The sequence below is a fragment of the Nonomuraea sp. NPDC050394 genome (assembly GCF_044459065.1).
GTDB lineage: Bacteria > Actinomycetota > Actinomycetes > Streptosporangiales > Streptosporangiaceae > Nonomuraea.
Genome location: NZ_JBITIO010000006.1, coordinates 568,646 through 587,036 on the forward strand (window position 1 = coordinate 568,646; position 18,391 = coordinate 587,036).

17 protein-coding genes are annotated in these 18,391 nt (G+C 72.0%); 7 read left to right on the forward strand and 10 right to left on the reverse strand.

Going from position 1 to position 18,391, the window contains the following annotated elements; translation table 11 throughout:
* Positions 1-94 precede the first annotated feature (94 nt).
* Positions 95-1,111: a hypothetical protein gene (locus ACIBKY_RS26380; protein WP_397100401.1), complete on the reverse strand. Its 1,017-nt coding sequence runs from the start codon at positions 1,109-1,111 to the stop codon at positions 95-97.
* 127 nt (positions 1,112-1,238) lie between these two features.
* Here ACIBKY_RS26380 and ACIBKY_RS26385 point away from each other — a divergent pair, with 127 nt between their 5' ends.
* Positions 1,239-2,456, forward strand: coding sequence for a serine hydrolase domain-containing protein (locus ACIBKY_RS26385; protein ID WP_397100403.1), 1,218 nt, complete (start codon positions 1,239-1,241; stop codon positions 2,454-2,456).
* Here ACIBKY_RS26385 and ACIBKY_RS26390 read toward each other — a convergent pair.
* Together ACIBKY_RS26390 and proS are read right to left on the reverse strand one after the other, a co-directional pair.
* Entirely contained in the window at positions 2,449-5,637 is a 3,189-nt protein-coding gene (locus ACIBKY_RS26390; protein ID WP_397100405.1) for a BTAD domain-containing putative transcriptional regulator, read from the reverse strand. The genes ACIBKY_RS26385 and ACIBKY_RS26390 overlap by 8 nt on opposite strands.
* 134 nt (positions 5,638-5,771) lie before the next feature.
* On the reverse strand, positions 5,772-7,205 hold the full coding sequence (gene proS / locus ACIBKY_RS26395; protein WP_397100407.1) for a proline--tRNA ligase: 1,434 nt from the start codon (positions 7,203-7,205) through the stop codon (positions 5,772-5,774).
* 95 nt (positions 7,206-7,300) lie between these two features.
* Here proS and ACIBKY_RS26400 point away from each other — a divergent pair, with 95 nt between their 5' ends.
* Positions 7,301-8,089, forward strand: a complete 789-nt coding sequence (locus ACIBKY_RS26400) for an alpha/beta fold hydrolase (protein ID WP_397100409.1) — start codon at positions 7,301-7,303, stop codon at positions 8,087-8,089.
* A gap of 14 nt (positions 8,090-8,103) precedes the next feature.
* Here the strand turns inward: ACIBKY_RS26400 and ACIBKY_RS26405 are convergent, their stop codons facing one another.
* From ACIBKY_RS26405 to ACIBKY_RS26415, 3 genes are all read right to left on the reverse strand, one after another.
* On the reverse strand, positions 8,104-8,328 hold the full coding sequence (locus ACIBKY_RS26405) for a M20/M25/M40 family metallo-hydrolase (RefSeq protein WP_397100411.1): 225 nt from the start codon (positions 8,326-8,328) through the stop codon (positions 8,104-8,106).
* 215 nt (positions 8,329-8,543) lie between these two features.
* On the reverse strand, positions 8,544-9,791 hold the full coding sequence (locus ACIBKY_RS26410) for an MFS transporter (protein ID WP_397100413.1): 1,248 nt from the start codon (positions 9,789-9,791) through the stop codon (positions 8,544-8,546).
* Between the two features lie 106 nt (positions 9,792-9,897).
* The gene (locus ACIBKY_RS26415) at positions 9,898-10,602 is read right to left on the reverse strand and encodes a VOC family protein (RefSeq protein WP_397100415.1); all 705 of its coding nucleotides are present in this window, start codon (positions 10,600-10,602) and stop codon (positions 9,898-9,900) included.
* A gap of 184 nt (positions 10,603-10,786) precedes the next feature.
* Here ACIBKY_RS26415 and ACIBKY_RS26420 point away from each other — a divergent pair, with 184 nt between their 5' ends.
* Positions 10,787-11,602 carry a class I SAM-dependent methyltransferase gene (locus ACIBKY_RS26420; protein ID WP_397100417.1) on the forward strand — a complete coding sequence of 272 codons (816 nt, stop codon included), beginning with the start codon at positions 10,787-10,789 and terminating at the stop codon, positions 11,600-11,602.
* A gap of 59 nt (positions 11,603-11,661) precedes the next feature.
* On the opposite strand, the gene ACIBKY_RS26425 is transcribed toward ACIBKY_RS26420, so the two are convergent.
* Positions 11,662-12,372 (reverse strand): NAD(P)-dependent oxidoreductase, encoded by a 711-nt coding sequence (locus ACIBKY_RS26425; RefSeq protein ID WP_397100419.1) that lies wholly within the window; start codon positions 12,370-12,372, stop codon positions 11,662-11,664.
* A gap of 103 nt (positions 12,373-12,475) precedes the next feature.
* On the opposite strand from ACIBKY_RS26425, the gene ACIBKY_RS26430 reads away from it, so the two are divergent.
* Entirely contained in the window at positions 12,476-13,156 is a 681-nt protein-coding gene (locus tag ACIBKY_RS26430; protein ID WP_397100421.1) for a TetR/AcrR family transcriptional regulator, read from the forward strand.
* Positions 13,157-13,163: 7 nt separating this feature from the next.
* Here the strand turns inward: ACIBKY_RS26430 and ACIBKY_RS26435 are convergent, their stop codons facing one another.
* Genes ACIBKY_RS26435 through ACIBKY_RS26445 form a run of 3 tightly spaced genes read right to left on the reverse strand, consistent with a single transcriptional unit; the run spans position 13,164 to position 15,338 of the window.
* Complete coding sequence (locus ACIBKY_RS26435; protein ID WP_397100423.1) at positions 13,164-14,228, reverse strand: alpha/beta fold hydrolase; 1,065 nt, start codon at positions 14,226-14,228, stop codon at positions 13,164-13,166.
* Between the two features lie 29 nt (positions 14,229-14,257).
* The gene (locus ACIBKY_RS26440; protein ID WP_397100425.1) at positions 14,258-14,698 is read right to left on the reverse strand and encodes a DinB family protein; all 441 of its coding nucleotides are present in this window, start codon (positions 14,696-14,698) and stop codon (positions 14,258-14,260) included.
* Positions 14,699-14,708: 10 nt separating this feature from the next.
* A complete protein-coding gene (locus ACIBKY_RS26445; protein ID WP_397100426.1) occupies positions 14,709-15,338 on the reverse strand; it encodes an SAM-dependent methyltransferase in 630 nt (209 codons plus the stop codon).
* A gap of 87 nt (positions 15,339-15,425) precedes the next feature.
* Here ACIBKY_RS26445 and ACIBKY_RS26450 point away from each other — a divergent pair, with 87 nt between their 5' ends.
* The 3 genes from ACIBKY_RS26450 to ACIBKY_RS26460 all read left to right on the forward strand — a co-directional run bounded on the left by ACIBKY_RS26450 (position 15,426) and on the right by ACIBKY_RS26460 (position 18,370).
* The gene (locus ACIBKY_RS26450) at positions 15,426-16,013 is read left to right on the forward strand and encodes a helix-turn-helix domain-containing protein (protein ID WP_397100428.1); all 588 of its coding nucleotides are present in this window, start codon (positions 15,426-15,428) and stop codon (positions 16,011-16,013) included.
* Between the two features lie 216 nt (positions 16,014-16,229).
* Complete coding sequence (locus ACIBKY_RS26455; protein WP_397100430.1) at positions 16,230-17,168, forward strand: sulfotransferase domain-containing protein; 939 nt, start codon at positions 16,230-16,232, stop codon at positions 17,166-17,168.
* 44 nt (positions 17,169-17,212) lie between these two features.
* Positions 17,213-18,370, forward strand: coding sequence for a peptidogalycan biosysnthesis protein (locus ACIBKY_RS26460; protein ID WP_397100432.1), 1,158 nt, complete (start codon positions 17,213-17,215; stop codon positions 18,368-18,370).
* Positions 18,371-18,391 lie beyond the last annotated feature (21 nt).

Genomic DNA, 18,391 nt, shown 5'->3' on the forward strand with positions numbered 1-18,391 from the left:
ATCTATCGCATCATGTGTGCCCGCCGGTTCCGAGGGGGGTGCGCGGCGTTCACCCGCGCCGCGCGTCCGTGGGCTGCCCACCGGAGCCCGCAGGTTAGCGGCCGGAACCGGGTGCGCTTCTGCTGAGGCGGTAGATCAGCGTGTCCGGGCCGTCCTGTGCCTGCACCCACAGGCGGCCCGTGCCGGGCTCGGGGGCGATCCGGGCGATCCCGGTCCCGCGCGGCAGAACCATCCTGCGCCACCTGCCCTTCTCCCAGCGCAGCACGTACGGCCGGCCGTACGGATTGGCCGCCAGCCACAATCCGCCGCTGGCGTCCACGGCCAGCCCCGCCACCCCGGTCCTGTCCAGGGACAGCTCGACCTGCCGCCAGGCGGCGCCGTCCCAGCGCAGCAGCACCCGCAGGTCGGCGTGGCGACCCAGGCACCAGGACGCCTCCGGCTTGGCCACCCGGGCCACCGCCCACGCCCCTCCGGGACCGGAGGTCAGGCGCTCGATCGCATAGCCCTCCCACGACCGGCATCCGAACGAGGTGACCGGCGGCGCGACCTGCCGCCGCCGCCCGTTCTCCCACCGCAGCATCTCCTCGTGGTTGACCAGCCAGGGCGGCGCCACCTTCGTGAACTGGGTGTCGAAGGCATGGTCGCCGCCGGTGGCGACGTCGTGCCACTGCGTGCCGTCCCAGGAGCGGATGCCGACGCAGACGCAGTCCTCGGGCCCGCCCTGCTCGCCCACCCAGACGCGGTCGCGGGCGAGCACCGCCTGCGGCCCGACGGCGAACTCCCCGCGCGGGAAGGGCCTGCTCACCCAACGGCCCTGCCACTGCAGCGGATGCTCCCCGCCGAACAGCCACAGGTCGTCACCGGCGGGCGAGGTGACCAGGCTCCCGTGTTCGCTCCAGAAGCGCGGTGGTTTGCCAGCCGGCGCCCAGGCCCGGCCGTCCCAGCGCTGGAGCGCGCCGTCCTTGCCGATCAGCCACGCCTGGCCGGACGCGGTCGCGGCCATCGACTGGACGGCGGCCCGCCGGGTGAGCGTCAGCTCCCACACCGGCCGCGACGGCCCGCCGCCCGGCAGGCAGGCGATCAGCAGGACGATGACGGCCGCCACCCGCATACGGCTCCCTCTCCGCTCGGGGCGGTCAGCCTATCGGGCGGCGCTGAAAGCGTGCTGTGCGCGGTCTGTGAGTGGGGGGCTGGAGGGTGGGGTCGTTCGTTCACCTATCACCCGGAGGAACCGGTCCATGTCGCAACGTGTCCTTTCTGTCGTGGCGTCCGCGCTGGTCGTGAGTCTGGCGGCGACGGTCCCGGCCGCCGCGGCCACGCCGTACACCAGTGCCGAGGCGCCGCGCGCTCAGCTGCAGCGGCTGGCGCGCGACCTGGTGGAGGCCGGGGCGCCCGGTGTGATCGTGCGCGTCGACGACGGGCGCGGCCGGCCCGTCGAGATCGCCGAGCAGGCCGCCTGGACCAGGCGGGATCACCTGCTCAAGGCGGACGACGAGTTCCGGGTGGGGTCCAACACCAAGGCCATGACGGCTACCCTCGCGCTGCAACTGGTCGCCGAGGGCAAGCTCGCCCTGACCGACCCGGTGGACAAGTGGCTGCCCGGCAAGGTGCCCAACGGCAGGGCGATCACGCTGCGCATGCTGCTGAACCACACCAGCGGCCTGTTCGACTACACCCAGGACGCCGCCCTGCGCCCGGCGATGCTCGGCAAGGACCGGCGGCGGTGGACCTCGGACAAGCTGCTCGCGGTGGGGGTGAAGCACCCTCCGCTGTTCGCGCCGGGCACGAAGTGGTCCTACAGCAACACCGGGTACGCGGCCGTCGGCGCCGTCCTGGAACGGGCCACCGGCAAGAGCCTGGCCGCCCTCATCCGCGACCGGATCGCCCGCCCGCTCGGACTCAAGCACACCTACTACCCGGCCGACGGCACCTGGCGCGGCTCCCATGCCCGCGGCTACGAGCGCGACGCCGCCCACATGCCGCCGAGCGTCCCGGCCGGGTTCAGGAACCTCGCCGGGCCCCGCCGCCACGGTCACGTGGACGTATCCGGCCACAACCCCGGGTGGGGCGCGGCGGCCGGCGCGGTGGTCTCCACCAGCCAGGACTGGGCCCGGTTCTACACGGCGCTGATGACCGGCACGCTGCTGCCCGCCGCCCAGCTGGCCCAGATGCGGGCCACGGTGCCGGTGGACCCCGCCCGGCCGGACGGGCCCGGCTACGGCCTGGGCGTCCAGACCGGCACGACGCCCTGCGGCACGTTCTGGGGTCACGACGGCGGCATCCCCGGCTACCTGACCACCACCCTCACCGACCGCACCGGTGGCCGCACGGCCAGCGTCGTCATCGCGACGGAGTTCTGGGCCGAGTTCGACGCCGACCCGAAGATCGCCAAGGCCGCCCAGGCGCTGCAGAGCGCCGTGACCTGCGCGATGTTCGGCAAGCCGCAGGCTAGCTGACCGCCGCGGGCGCGGTGATGATCGCGGACACGAGGCCCTCGGCCTCGGCCCGCGACATCGCCGCCCCCGCGGCATGGGCGGCCGCGAACCCGGCGGCCCCCAGGACCTCCGTCACCCGCCGCGTGACCGTCCGCACGTCGGCGTCGCCGGGCTCGTCCCAGCCGCGCAGCACGACGGCGGCCCCGAGCAGCCGCCCGGCCCGCTGCGGGCCTTCGCGGCGATCGGGCTGTTTCGCGAACGGCGGGGGGGACACCTCGATCGCGGCGAGCACGAGCGCGATGGCGGCGGCGACCGGGGTGTTCCACGTCAGCGTCACGTGCACCGCCGGGTGGTCGAGCCGGCGGACCGCCCGCTCGGGGTGACCCTCCGCCACGTCCACGTGCGCGAGCACGGCCAGCAGCAGCGCCGCCAGGTGCGGCGTCGAGCGGCCGGGCGTCGCCTCCGCCAGCCCCGCGCCGGCATGCTCACGGGCCGCGCCGAGCCGCCCGGCCCGCCACTCCAGCCGGGCCAGCCCCAGCCGGACCTGCGCCCGCGACTCCGCCGACCCGCTCGGCCCGACCCTCCCCAGCAGGTACGCGAGCCGCCGCCGCCCGCCCTCCACGTCACCGGCCTCGGCCAGGTGCGTCGCGGCGGCCACCTCGCTCTCCATCGTGTGCTCGGCCATGCCGAGTTCCCGGAAGTAGCGCCCCGCCCGCTCGGCCATCCCCCGCGCGGCGGCCGGGTCGCCGCCGCGGCGCAGCGCCGTGTTCAGGGTGCTCAGCGTGGTTGCCAGGCCCCACCGCTCGCCGGCCTCCTCGAACCCGGCCAGCGCCGCCGACAGCGGCCGCGCCGCCTCGGCGGGGTGCCCGCCGTTCATGGTCAGCACGCCACGGACCAGCAAGGTCAGCGACCGGCTCCAGACATCCGTCGGTTCGCCCGAGGGGTTCGGCAGGCCGGTTCGCGAGCCTATGGCCAGCACCAGCGCGGCCATCTCCAGAACGGGGTGGGTGCCGGGCGCCGCCTGCTCCAGCGCCGTCGCGATCCGGGCGAAGGCCGCCGCTCCCTCGTCCGGACCGCTGATGGTCTCGGTGGTGGCCAGGGCGTGCGCGGCGACCACCAGCGCGCGGGCCCGCGGATCGCTCGCGCCGCGGGTATCGAGCACCCGGCCGAGCAGGTCCAGCGACTCCGGCGGGTGATCGCGCAGGAACCAGAACCAGCTCAGCGCGACGCCGAGCCGTACCGCGAGATCGGCGTCGCCGGACTCGGCCGCCCACCGGATCGCGGCTGCCAGGTTGTCGCGCTCGGCGTCCAGGCGGGCCAGCCAGCGCAGCTGGCCGGCGGTGCGCAGGTGCGGGTCGGCGGTCTCGGCCAGGCGGAGGAAGAACCTGGCATGCCTGTCACGTACGGCACCGGCCCGCGCCTGCCGCCGGAGCCCGTACTCCCGGATGGTCTCCAGCATGCGGTAGCGCGGCTCCAGCGGGTCGGCGGTCTCGGCCGGGTGCAGCAGCGACTTGTCGGCCAGCGCCGTCAGCAGCTCGCCGGCCTCGTCCACCGCGCCGATCGCCGCCGCCGCGTCCTCGGTGAAGGTGCCGGGCACGACAGCCAGCCGTTCCAGCAGGTCCCGCTCGTCGTCCTCCAGCAGGTCCCAGCTCCACGCCACCGCCGCGCCCAGGGTCTGATGGCGCGGCAACGCCGTACGGCTGCCGCCGCTCAGCAGCCGGAAGCGGTCGTCGAGCCGGGCCGCGACCGCCTCGACCGGCAGGGTGCGCAGCCGGGCCGCGGCCAGCTCGATCGCCAGCGGCAGGCCGTCCAGGCGGCGGCAGATCTCGACCGCGGCCGTCAGCGCGCCGCCTTCCAGGGCGAAGCCGGGCGAGACCGCGGCGGCCCGGTCGTGAAACAGCCGGACAGCCGCGCAGGCGCGCGCCCGCGCGGCCGTCGAGCCCGGCTCCGGCAGCTCCAGCGGGAGCACCGGGTGCAGGCTCTCGCCGTCGATCCGCAGGGGTTCGCGGCTGGTGGCCACCACCCGCAGTCCCGGGCACCGGGCGAGCAGCGTCGCGGCGAGTGCGGCGGCGGCCTCGATCACGTGCTCGCAGTTGTCCAGCACCAGCACCAGGTCGTCGCCGGCGAGGTTGCCGACCAGGCGGTCCAGGATCCGCTCCGGGGCGACGGGCCGCGCCGGCCCGGCCTGTTCGCGGGCCCGCAGCCGGTCGAGCACCGCCCGGGGCACGTCGTCGGCGCCGATCGGGGCCAGGGGGACGAACCACACCCCGCCGGCCGGCGTGAGCCGCCCGCCGACGGTCGTGGCCAGCCGCGTCTTGCCCGACCCTCCCGGACCGGTCAGCGTGACCAGCCGGAACCGCTCCAGCAGTGCGCTCACGCGGCGCACGTCGGCGTCGCGGCCGACGAAGCTGGTCAGCGGGAGGTCCAGGTTGCCGGGCGGCGGGCGGCGTTCGCCACGCAACACCGCCAGGTGGGCCTCGCGCAGGTGCGGGCCGGGATCGCTGCCGAAACTCTCGGCGAGCAGGCCGCGGATGTGCTCGTAGGCGGTCAGCGCCTCGCCGCCGCGGCCGGTCAGTGCCAGGGCCCGGATCAGCTGGGCGTGCAGGCGTTCGCGCACCGGGTGCGCGGCGCTCAGCGCTTCGAGCTCGGCGATCAGGTCGGGGCCGGCGCCGAGCGTCAGGTCGGCTTCGATCCGGTCTTCCAGGACGGCCAGCCTGGCGCGCTCCAGCCGTGCGGCCTCGGCGGCGGCGAACGGCGCCGCGCGCACGTCGGCCAGGGCGGGGCCGCGCCACAGGCTCAGGGCTTCGCGCAAGGTGGTGGCTGCCTCGGCGGGTGAACGCCGTCCTTCGCGGGCCAGCCGTTCGAACCGGAGCGCGTCGACCGCGTCCGGTTCGACGGCCAGCCGGTAGCCGTCCGGGCCCGAGGTCAGCAGCCCCGGGTCGCCCAGCAGGCGCCGCAGCCGCGACACCAGCGTTTGCAGCGCGTGCAGGGGAGCCTCCGGCGCCGCCTCGTCCCACAGCTCCTCCACCAGCGCGGCCGGCCGTACGGCATGCCCGGCCTCCAGCGCCAGCCGGGCCAGCAGCACCCGCAGCCGGGGGCCCCCGACCGGCGTCGGTCCCGAAGCGGTCTCCAGCACCAGCGGACCGAGCACGCCGACCCGCACCCGCCCCACGGCGCCGTCCGCCTCAGTCCCCTTGGCCATGGCCAGAAGTCTGTCAGAGGCCGCGCGGCCCCCCTACCAGGCGGTGGGCCGCCAGCGGGAGGCCGGCCGGCCCGGCGGCGGCCGCCGTACGGGATCGCCTTCTGGCCGAAGGCCGGAACCGGCCGGTGTGAGGGTCAGTAGGAGCGGCCGAACAGCACGCGTTTGCCGTAGGCGGCGGGCTGCCGGCAGCGGACGCAGGCGCCGCTCTCGGGCGGCGCGTCGAGCGGCACGCACCGCGGCGTGGCGGCGCTCTCGGCCTTGATGTCGTCCTCGCACACGGCGCGGCCGCAGTGCAGGGCCGAGGCCCAGCCCGTGGTGACGGCGTCGGCGAACGCCTCCCAGGTGCCGACGGCGCGGGTGCGGTCCTCGCGGAAGCCGGTGGCCCGGCGCAGCAGGAAGGCCTGGAAGTCCGCGAGCACGCCGGGCATGATCGCGGCGACGGAGTCGAGCGGGATCGTCCGCTTGCCCTCCTCGCCCAGCCGCTTGGCCATGACCACGGTGCCGGACTCCAGCTCACGCGCACCGAGTTCGAGCCGGACCGGGGCGCCGCGAAGCTCCCAGTCGTTGAACCGGTAGCCGGGTGAGAGATGGTCGCGGTCGTCGACGTGCGCGCGGACACCGGCCGCCTTGAGCCTGCCCGCGAGCTCGCGGGCGGCGGCGGGGACCTCCTCGCCGCGGCCGATCGGGACGATCACGACCTGGTACGGCGCGAGCCGGGGCGGCAGGACCAGGCCCTTGTCGTCGCCGTGGGTCATGACGACGGCGCCGATCATCCGCGTGGTCATGCCCCAGGACGTGGTGTGGCACCATTCGAGCCGCCCGGCCTGCGAGGTGTACCGGATCTCGAAGGCTTTGGCGAAGTTCGTCCCCATGTAGTGGGAGGTGCCGGCCTGAAGCGCCTTGCCGTCGCGCATCATGCCCTCGACGGTGAACGTGCGTTCCGCGCCCGCGAACCGCTCCCCGGCGGTCTTCTCACCGGGCACCACCGGCAGCGCCGCGATGTCGCGGCAGACCTCGGTGTACAGGCCGAGGGCGAGCATCGTCTCGCGCATCGCGCCGGCCTCGTCGGCGTGCGCGGTGTGGCCCTCCTGCCAGAGGAACTCGGTCGTGCGCAGGAACATCCGGGTCCGCAGCTCCCAGCGCACGACGTTCGCCCACTGGTTGAGCAGCAGGGGCAGGTCGCGGTGGGAGGACACCCACTTGGCCATCATCTCGCCGATGATCGTCTCTGAGGTGGGCCGGACGACCAGCGGCTCTTCCAGGTCCTTGCCGCCGGCGTGCGTGACGACCGCGAGCTCGGGCGCGAAGCCCTCGACGTGCTGCGCCTCGCGCTGCAGGTAGCTCTCCGGGATCAGCAGCGGGAAGTACGCGTTCTCGTGGCCGGTGTCCTTGATCCGCTGGTCCAGCTCTTCCTGGAGCAGTTCCCACAAGCGGTAGCCGTACGGTCGGATGACCATGGTGCCCTTCGCGGGTCCCCGGTCGACGAGCTGGGCCTTGGCCACCAGTTCGTTGTACCAGGCGGAGAAGTCCTCGCTCTGAGGTGTCACACCGCGTTCATCACGTCCCATGCAGGGAGGTTAGGGGGGCGCAAGGCCCGGGTCATCTGGTTTTCTCGCGCGCTGCCGTACGGTGGGTAGTCACTTTTCCCCAAGGAGAGGACATCATGACCGGGTACGCGCCGGTGAACGGCTTGCAGATGTACTACGAGATCCACGGCTCCGGCGGGACACCGCTGCTCTTGCTGCACGGTGGTCTGTTCAACATCGACCTGCAGTTCGGCGCACTGCTTCCTGGCCTGGCCGCGAACCGCCAGGTCATCGCCGCCGACTTCCAGGGGCATGGACGCACCAACGACATCGACCGGCCGCTGACCGTGGCCGACCTGGCGTCCGACGTGGTCGGCTTGCTGAAGCACCTGGACGTGCCGCGGGCGGACGTGTTCGGCTTCAGCGTCGGCGGCGCCGTCGCGCTGCATCTGGCCATCCGCCATCCCGAACTGGTCCGCAAGGCGGTCCTCTCGTCGGTGTCCTTCCACCCTCGCGGGGACCGTTCGGAGAACACCGACGCCGTGGGCGAGATGAGCGTCGACATGATCGCCGGCACCCCCATGGAACAGGACTACCTCGCCAAATCGCCGCACCCGGAGCGGCTGCAGGCGCTGCTCGACAAGCTCGGCGCCTTCGACCCCGGCTTCGCCGGCTGGTCGGATGACGAGATCCGCGCCATCGCCGCACCCACCCTGATCACCGTGGGCGACTGCGACGCCGTCAAGCTCGATCACGCCGTGGAGTTCCTACGGCTGCGCGGCGGTGACGTCAACGGCGACTTCGCCGGTGTGCCCGCTTCACAGCTGGCGGTCTTCCCCGGCACGACCCACTTCAACGGACTCGGCCACACCGACGTGGTCCGTGACGTGGTGCTGACCTACCTGGACGCCCCGATGCCCGAGTAGGGGGCGCGGTCCTCTCAGGCGCAGAAGTCGGTGATGACGCGGGCGAGGACGTCGGTGAGGTGGTCCAGGGAGGCGAGGTCCACCCACTCGACGTCCGCGTGCGCGCCCCCGCCGTCGACGCCGAACAGCAGGCAGGGGATCCCGGCCCGGTCCAGGAGGGAGGCGTCGGTCCAGAAGGGTTCGGCGCGGGTCCTCGCCGGGGACGGTGCGGCGCTCCACCGTGACGCGGCACTCGGCACGGCCCTCGATCACCACGTCGAACCAGGCGAACCCCTTGTGGGCCAGGGTCACCTCCAGATGGCTCGGCTCGGTGACGATCGCCGCGTCGGCGGTAAAGGACCTCAGCACCTCCTCGGTGCCGAAGCTGGCGACGGCGCTCTCGCCCGCCCCGCCGGGCACCAGGTCCGGATTGACGGAGTCAAGGGCGATCAACCGCTCCGGGCTCCATGAACGATCAGGTTACGGACTCCGGGACCGGCTCGGCCAGCTTCCGGGCGGCGGCCATGGTGGCCCGCCCGGAGGGCAGCCGGGCGGCGAACGCGATCGCGATGACGGCCGCCACGCCCGCGGCGATCAGCAGGATCTGCACGCTGACCACGTCGGCCAGCGGCCCGAACACGACGGTGCCGACGGGCGTGGCCAGGGCCATCACGATCGTGACGTAGCTGAACACGCGCCCCTGCATGCCGGGTTCGACGGTCTCCTGGATCAAGGTCATGAACGGGGTCGAGAAGGGCGGCACCAGCAGCCCGATCAGGAACATGAACCCGTAGAAGACCCAGAGGTTGGTGCTCAGCCCGAGCGCGACGGTCGCGAGCCCGAAACCGTAGACGGCGATGAGGATCAGCCCGACCGGGCTGCGCTTGGCCAGCACCGTGGACATCAGGACGCCGCCGAGCAGCATGCCCACGCTGAAGGCGACCTCCAGGACGGCCAGCATCCACTCGTCGCGGCCGAAGGTACGCGCGACCATCAGCGGCGTCATGAACGTGGGCGCCACGGTGAGCAGGAAGATCGTCGCGTACACGACGAGCAGCCAGCGCACGACCGGCTGCGTCTTGATGTAGCGCATGCCCTCGACCAGGTCCTGCCGGTAGGAGGCGGTCGACTCGGCCACCCGCTCCAGCGTCGGGACGGCGACCAGCGCGAGCAGCCCGATGCCGATGACCGCCGTGACCACGTCCAGGAAGAAGACCGGAACGACGCCGAAGGCGGCGAAGATCGCTCCGGCGGCCGCGGGCGCGAGCAGCGCCATCGCCGAATGGATCGTCTGGAAGATCCCGTTGACGCGCATCAGGTGCTCGCCGGGCACGATCTGCGGGATCATCGCCTGTACCGCGGGGGTCTGTACTCCGGCCCCCACCGAGCGCACCGCGACGGCCAGCAGGACGATCCACAGGTCGGTCACGCCGTTGGCCATCAGTATCGCCAGCACCAGCGTCGCCGCGGCGATGCCGCCGTCGGCGATCATCACGAGCACGCGGCGGTTCATCCGGTCGGCGAGGACCCCGCCGAAGATCGACACCACGCCCTGGGGCAGGAACGCGGCGACCGCGTAGAGGGCGACCGCCAGCCCGGACTGAGTCTGCAGTGTCACCCACCACATGACCACGTACTGCACGATCATCGAGCCGAACAGCGAAACCGTCTGTCCGGTCAGGAAAAGGGCGACGTTGCGCCGCCAGCCGGTGGTCGTGGTCATATCGTCTTCCTCTGTGCGCTTGGATCAGTGCGCGGGCGGCCCTGCCAAGCGGGGATCACCAGCAATCTTCGAACGGTTGAGCGACCTGAGAGATTCCCGCGGGCCGTTATCGGGAGATATGGACCAGGAACTCGTTGCCGTCGGGGTCGGTCATCTCCACCCGGTCGCCCTCGCCCTGGGCGGTCACCGTGGCGCCGAGAGAGACGAGGCGGTCGATCTCCTGCCGGCCGGAGGCGACGAGGTCGTAGTACAGCCTGTTCTTCCCGAGCTTGGGCGCCACGGGCGGTCCGCCCCACGTGATCTTCGAGCCGCCGTGCGGCGACTGGATCGCGGTCTCCTCGTCCTGGTCCCAGACCAGCGGCCAGCCGAGCGCCCGGCTCCAGAAGTACCCGACCGCCTGCGTCCCGTCGGAGGACAGCGCGCCGATGAACCCGGTGCCGGCCAGGAACTTGTTGCCCGACTCGATGACGCAGAACTCGTTGCCCTCGGGGTCGGCCAGCACCACATGCCCCTCTTCCGGCAGTTGCCCGACGTCGATGTGCTCGGCGCCCAGTTCGAGCGCCCGCGCCACCGTCCGCTCCTGGCCCTCGGGGGACTCGCTCGTCAGGTCGAAGTGAGCCTGGTTCGGGCCCAGCTTCTCGGCCTGGCTCGGGAGAAACCGGATGGGGAACTCGGTGCCGGCACCCGGTAGCAGCACCACGCCGTCGCGGGGGTCCTCGGCCACCTCCCGGCCCGTGAGCTCGCCCCAGAAGCGGGCAAGGCGGAGTGGATCTTTCGCGTCGAAGCAGAGCGCGGCGAACCGAGAGGTCATCCTGGTCTCCCATCAGGTGAATTACCGGCAAGGCGTATGAACGACGCAACGCTAGTCGGCTGCCCGACGGCGCCGCCAACGCTTTATCCGGCGGCCTTGCGCGTCCCGCAGCCCACACGCCCATCGTCTTGCGGATCCGGCAAGACCTCGTGCCGCATACGCATACCCGCTCTAACGTGGGGATATGCACCCACACGACGCCTCTCATCACGGCCAGGCGGAGATCCTCGACCTGGACGCCGAAGTCCTCGCCGGTCACCTCGCGGCCATCACCGAATGGCTGCCGATCGACACGCCCCCTCGCCGGATCGTGGACCTCGGCAGCGGAACGGGCGCCGGCACCTTCGCCCTCCTCGCCCGCTTCCCCGAGGCGCACGTCATCGCCGTCGACTCCTCGCCCGAGCACCTGCACCGCCTGCGCGAGAAGGCGGGCACGCGCGAGGTGGTCACCATCCAGGCCGACCTCGACACGGGCTGGCCCGATCTGGGCACACCCGATCTCGTGTGGGCCTCCGCCTCCCTCCACCACCTGGCCGATCCCGACCGCGCGCTGCGCGAGGTCCGCGACATCCTCGCCCCCGGCGGGCTGTTCGCCGTCGTCGAGCTGGCCGGCTTCCCCAGATTCCTGCCCGAGTACGCCCCGGCCGACCGCCCCGGCCTGGAAGAACGCTGCCACGCGGCCGGCGCCCGCTTCCACACCGAGCACGTGCCGCACCGCGGCGCCGACTGGGGGCCGAAACTGACCGCCGCGGGATTCGTCATCGAGGGCGAACGCACGCTCACCGTGAACATCGGCGGCTCCGGCAACGAGGCGGTCGGCCGCTACGCCCTCGGCAGCCTGCGCCGCATCCGCGGGGGTGTCGCCGACGTCCTCGCGCCGGACGATCTCGCCGCGCTCGACCGGCTGCTCGACACCGGCGGCCCGCACAGCATCCTGCGCCGCGACGACCTCATGGTCCGCACCGAACGCACCGTCTGGGCGGCCCGCCCGAAGGGATGATCATGGCCAAGGGCCCGGCGGGAGCCTGCGCTCGGGCCTGATCGCCGGCGTGCGGGCGCTCAGGCCGGATCGCCGGCATGCGCGAGGGCCGAGGGGGTCAGCCGGCCGACGATGGCCGGGGCCTCGTGGACGAGGTCGTCGTCCTCCACCGCCTCGACCATGAACCGGGCGTAGTCCACGCGACGGGTCAGGTTACTCGCGAGGATCGGATCGCCCACGTGCCGGCTCCACACCGGCAGGCCCTGGCTCTCGCCCTCCTCCAGGTCGCTGCCGCGCACGACCGTCCAGCGGGTGTCGCTGGCGAAGATCCTCCGGCACGCCTCCACCTGGTCGTCCACGTCGACCACCCCGGCGATCTTCGCCAGCCGGCCGAACACGGCGGCGTACAGCTTGAAGGCGCGGGGATAGACGTCCTTTCCGTCGCGGGTGATGTGCCAGCCGCAGGAGAACACCAGGCGGGCGTCCTCGCGCGCGTGGTCGAGGACGGCCTGGGCCGTACCGGAGGCATAGCGTTTCCTGCCCCAGGGCACCAGCACCGTGAGGACGGCGTCGCAGCCCCGCACCGCCCGCGCGATGATCGCGGGGGTGTTCGTGTCTCCGGGGATCACCGTGATGAGCCCCTCGAAGCCGGCGAGCTTGGTCACGCTCCGCTCCCGGCAGACGCCCACGACCTCGTAGCCCCGGTCCAGTGCGTGCCGCACCATGTAGCGCCCGAGCTTGCCCGACGCGCCGACGACGCACACCTTCTTGCCTGAACCGATCGGTTCCACGGCTCGCTCCTCTGCTTCACCACACCTGCACTTACGGTGTAAGGGTAGAACCTTGCAGTGTAAGGTTGTCAAGCCGTCCCAGCAGAACAGGCAGGAGAACGTCGTGGACACCGAGACAGCCGGCACGCCGGCGCCCCGGCGCAACACGCTCACCAAGGAGGTGGTGATCCGTACGGCGGTCGCGCTGGCCGACGAGGCGGGCACCGGCGTGCCGAGCATGCGCAGGCTCGGTGACCGCCTCGGCATCGAGGCCATGTCGCTGTACCACCACTTCCGCAACAAGGACCTGATCCTCGACGGCATGATCGACCTGGTCTTCGGCGAGATCGAACTGCCGCCCGCCGGCATCGGCTGGCAGGCGGCGATGCGCCGCCGGTCGGCCTCGATGCGCGAGGCCCTCACCCGCCACCCGTGGGCGATCCGCCTGATGGATTCACGCACCAACCCCGGCAACGCCACCCTGCGCCATCACGACGCGGTCATCGGCTGCCTGCGCTCGGGCGGCTTCTCGATCGCCGGCGCCTCGCACGCGATCTCGGTGCTGGACAGCTACATCTACGGATTCACGCTCCAGGAGCTCAGCCTGCCGTTCACCTCGCCGGAGGGGCTTGAGGACGTGGCGGGCTCGATCATGGAGCAGCTGCCGCGCGAGGAGTTCCCGCACCTCGGCGAGATGCTCGCCGAGCGCGGCCTCAAGGGTGACTACGCCTACGAGGAGGAGTTCGACGTCGGCCTCGGCCTGATCCTCGACGGGCTGGAGCGCGGGCGGGAGGGCTGGCGGTAGCCGGTGCTCAGGCGAGGAAGCGCAGCAGTTCCCGGGTGACGAACCGGGGGTTCTCCTCGATGAGCCAGTGCCCGGCCTTCGGCACGTCCACCGCCCGCACGATGTTGGTCAGGCGCGGGGCCACCGTGGCCCTGATCGCCTTGATCTGGCCCTGGGCACTCATGACCAGGGCCGGGACGCGTACCGGCTTCGCCGCCTTGGCGTCGCTGACGTCCTTGTCGAGGCTGCGGTAGAGCTCGAAGCCGCCGGACAGGACCGAGGGGCGGCTGTAGGTCCTGGCGTACTCGTTGATCTCGGCGTCGGTGAACGGGGAGCGGGTCGAGGTGCCGCCGAACGCGGTGCCGCCGAAGGAGACCTGGGGGTAGAACAGGGCCAGGTAGTCGCGGACGTCGTCGCCCACCACGGTCTCGGGGACCTTGGGCTGGGAGTGGAAGGCGATGTGCCAGCTCAGCGAGCGGTAGGTGCGCGCGTCGATGCCGGGGCCGGGCAGCGGCAGGTCAAGGTAGCCGAGGCGGGCGGTGTCGGCCGGGAACTGGGCGGCGTACTGGAACGCCACGGCGGCGCCGAGGTCGTGCCCGATCACGCGGGCGTCACGCACACCCAGGCGCCCGGCCATCAGGGTGTGGACGTAGCGCGCGAGGGTGGCCTTGTCGTAGCCGGTCGGGGAGCCGGTGCTGTCACCCAGTCCGGGCAGGTCCACGGCGTAGACGGTGTGGTGCCTGGCGAGCTCGGGCATGATCGGCCACCAGCCGTACCAGGTCTGCGGCCAGCCGTGTAGCAGGACGACCGGCGGGCCGCTGCCGCCGGCCACGTAGTGCATCCGGACGCCGTCCACGTCGGCGAACTCGTGCCGGAAGGTGCTCGTGAACCGGGGGTCGTTCCGCGTCGCCGCGGTGTGGGCGGGACCAGAGGCGGGACCAGAGGCGGGACCAGAGGTCTGAGCGGAGGTGGGAGCGGCAGCGGGACCGGCCGCCGGTGCGGCGCAGGCGCCCGCGCCGATGGTGAGCAGTACGGCGAGCGTGACGGAGGCCATCGCGCGCGAGAGACGGCGTGGCCGTGGTGCGGAGATCATGTGTTCCTGTCCTGGGCGAAGGGGTGGAGTCAGCGGCCGGTCGCGCCGTCGATCAGTTCGCGGAGGATGTCCGCGTGGCCGGCATGGCGGCCGGTCTCCTCGATCATGTGGACGAGCGCCCAGCGGACGCTGCCCGGGTCGGTGTTCCGGTCGAGGACCTCGTTCGCGCGCTTGACCGTCTCCCGGTAGCGGGTGACGACGTCGGCGACGCTGTCGGCCGGCGCGGCCCGGAAGGTCGAGGGCCAGTTGGTGACCTTGTCCCCGAGGAACGTCGCGCGTTCGACGAACGTGAGGTGGTTGAGCAGGCCGAGCAGGTTCGTGCCCGACGGCACTCCCGCCGTTCTGACCTGGGGTTCCGGGGCGCCGTCGACCTTCGCGGCGATCGAGTTCCTGAGGTAGTCGAGGAAGCCGCGCAGAACCTCGGTCTCGCTGCCCCCGGTGCGGGGCGGCGGAGTGTCTCTACGGGTCATCGTGATCTCCTTACGGTGCCGTGCGGCGGATGAGCAGGACGTGGTCGGTCACCTCGGCGGTACGCCCGCCAGGCCCGGTGGCGATCCGGCGGGGCGCGTCGGCCCGCTCGACCGTCCACGTCGCCGGGTCCAGATCGATCCCCGCGGCGACCTCCAGCGGGGCCGGAAAGCGGGCGTCGGGATCCTGGTTCCAGGACCACGGCGTGGCCGAGCCGTGGTCGACGACCAGCAGGCGCCCCTCCACGCGCAGCGCGTGCGCGGCCACCCGCAGCACGCTCGCCCTGTCCAGGTCGAACGGGGTGTGCAGGTAATGGGCGCAAATCAGGTCGTACCCGCCCCGGGGGAAGGATTCACGCAGGTCATGCCGTTCGGCGACGATCCGGTCGCCGAGGCCGCGTGAACGGGCGAGGCGGGCGAGCCGTTCGACCGCCACGGCCGAGATGTCGGCGGCGGTGACGTGCCAGCCGCGGCGGGCCAGCCACAGCGCGTCGCCGCCGGCGCCGCAGCCGAGGTCCAGCGCGGCGCCGGGCGGCAGGTCCGCGGCCGTCTCGGCGAGGCGGTCGTTCGGCCGGGGGTCGGTGGCGGCCGGGCGGGCGGTGTAGACGCCGTCCCAGAACGTGGCCGCATCGGTGATGCTCATCGAGGTTCCTTCCGTCGTGACGCGCCCAGGTTCGCCAGTCCTGCCATGGTTCGGCAAGGAAACTTGCGGTTCTGGCAAGATGGACCCGTGGACCAGGAAACAGATGACGTGCTCGACGGAGTGGGGGCCCGGCTGCGTACGCTGCGGCGCGAACGCGGCCTCACCCTCGCCGACCTCGCGGCGACCACCGGGGTGTCGGAGAGCACCCTGTCCCGGCTGGAAGGCGGGCAGCGCCGGGCGACGCTGGAGTTGTTGCTGCCGCTGGCGCGTACCTACGACGTGCCGCTGGACGACCTGGTCGGCGCCCCGCGCACGGGCGACCCCCGCATCCATCTGAAGCCGGTGAAACGCTTCGGGATGATCTTCATCCCGTTGTCCAGGCGGCCGGGCGGGGTGCACGCGTTCAAGATGATCATCCCCGCCGTGCCGGAACCGCTCGAACCGACCCCGCAGACCCACGACGGCTTCGAATGGCTGTACGTGCTCAGCGGCCGGCTGCGGCTGGTGCTCGGGGAGCGCGACCTGACGCTGCCGGCGGGTGAGGCGGCCGAGTTCGACACGTCCCTGCCGCACTGGCTGGGCAGCGCCGACGGGGGAGCGGTCGAGCTGCTCATCCTGTTCGGCCTGCAAGGCGAGCGCGCGCACGTACGCGCGCACCCTCACGAACGCCGCTGACCCGGTACGGCGCTTGCCAACCCGCTCGATCGGCCTTGGCCGCGCGACCGCATGACCCGGGCCTCTGACCTGGTATTTCCATATGGAGTTATACCAGTGTTTACGAATTCCCTTCCCACCAGATCAGGAATATGGTCAAACGCTTTTCCTATACGGAAAGCGTTCGGGCAATTTCATCCCTTCCTTAATTGCCAATCGGTGATTATCATCACGTCGATGACGACGCATCTGGCTCGTTACCTCACGCCGATGGAGGACAGCTCCCGGTGGGAGGGGTTCGAATTCCGGCCCGGCGACATTGTCATCAATTCGCCGGCGAAGTGCGGCACCACCTGGACGCAGATGATCTGCGCGCTCCTGATCTTCCAGACGCCCCGGCTGCCCGCGCCCCTGTCCAGCCTCTCCCCGTGGATCGACATGCTCGTGCGTCCGAAGCAGGAGGTCTGGGACCGCCTCGCCGCGCAGCAGCACCGCCGTTTCATCAAGACCCACATCCCGCTCGACGGAATCCCGACCGATCCGCAGGTCACCTACATCACGGTGGGGCGCGACCCCCGCGATGTCGCCATATCCCTGCGCAGCCACGGCAAGAACCTCAAGCGCGACGTGATCCGCCGCCTGATCAACCAGGCCGCCCACCCCGGTCCCGGCGGGTCGGAGGCGCCGGTGGACGCATATGACGAGCGGGACCTGCTCGACGAGCGGTCGTACACCTTGCGCTGGGTGGACAACGACGACTCGCCGTTCGTCAACCTCGACTCGCTGCGCGCGCTGATCTGGACGCAGAGCCGCGCGTGGGTTCGCCGCGAGGAGGCGAACGTCATCCTGCTGCACTACGCCGACCTCTCCGCCGACCTCGCCGGGCAGATGCGACGGCTCGCGGAACGGCTCGGCATCGACATCCCCGAGAGCCGGTGGCCCGAACTGGTGGAGGCGGCCACGTTCCGGCAGATGCGCGATCGCGCGGCCGAACTGGCACCCGACGAGCAACTGGGCTACATCCGCGATAGCGAACGCTTTTTCCGCAGCGGTAAGTCGGGTGAATGGGAGCAGTTCCTCACCGCCGAGGATCGGGCGCGCTATGACCGCCGGATGGCCGAACTCGCGGAGCCCGGCTTGCTGGAATGGCTCCATCACAGACCAGATAACCGATGATAAATCAGGAAATTCCGGATAAACCGCCCGACGCGCTTGAGTTTGTGACGGTCGAGCGCGTCGCCTCGTTGGACGAGCTTTCCGATCGGGTGTGGAATGACGTCGCCGACCCGCGGGACCTGTTCCAGAGCCACCAGTGGCTGAGGGCCCTGGAGCAGACCGGTGACGCACCCGTCACGTACCTGATCGCCCGGCGGCCCGGGGACCCGCGCGTTCTCGGCGCCCTGCCCCTCTACGACTCGCTGCCCAGCCGCGGCGACTACCTGAGCTGGCCGGAACTGCACTTTCGTGACCTCCTCGCCGCGGGTTCGCGCGGTGGCCGGCTGGGATTGGTGGCCGGCTCCTGCGCGGGGTTCAGCACGCGGCTCATCGTGGACCGCGCCCTGCCGGGCCCGGCAAGGACCGCCGTCCTGCGCGCACTCCGGGACGCCGCCCGCGCCGTCGCGGTCGAGCGCGGGCTCCCGTACACGTTCTTCCTGTTTCTCGACGCCGCCGCGTGGAGAGACCTCGCTCCGGTGATCGGCGGCGGAGATCACCACCGATTGGCGGGCGTCGCGCAGACCGAGCTGGAGCTCCCCGGAGCGAGCTTCGACGACTACCTGGCGACGCTGCCGCGCAACACCCGCACCAGCGCGCGCAGGGAAGCGGGGGTCTTCGCCAAGGAGTGTTCGACCGAGACCGTGCCGCTTCGCGAAGCCATCCCCGTCGTGGCTCCGCTGATCGTGAACGTGCGGGCCAGGCACGGGATGGCGTACGGCGTGGACGTGGTCACGCGGCGCCTGTCGGCCTATGCCCGCGCGCTGGGGGACGGCGCGGCGACGGCACTGCTGTGCCGGGTGGGGGGCCGGGTCGTCGGCGCCGGGGTCATGTGCCGCTGGCATGACCGGCTGTACGTGACCGACTTCGGGCGCCCCGACGACGGGGCGCCCGACCCGTTCGTGTACTTCAACGCGGCGATCTACGAACCCGTCAGGCACGCCTACGCGGCCGGGTTGTCGAGGGTCGTCACCGGCGCGGGGGCGGAGCTGGGCAAGGCCCGGCGCGGTTCGGCCGTGCTCCCGCTGGTGCACCTGGCATGGGCGGCGGACGGCCGGGACCGGTGGATCGGCACCACACCGGCGGAGGAACACAAGACGCACTGGCGCAAGTTACGCAGCGCTCACCCCACGTACTTTCCCGCGGTGTGGGATGAGCTGTTGTGACGTGACAACGAGGGAGATCAG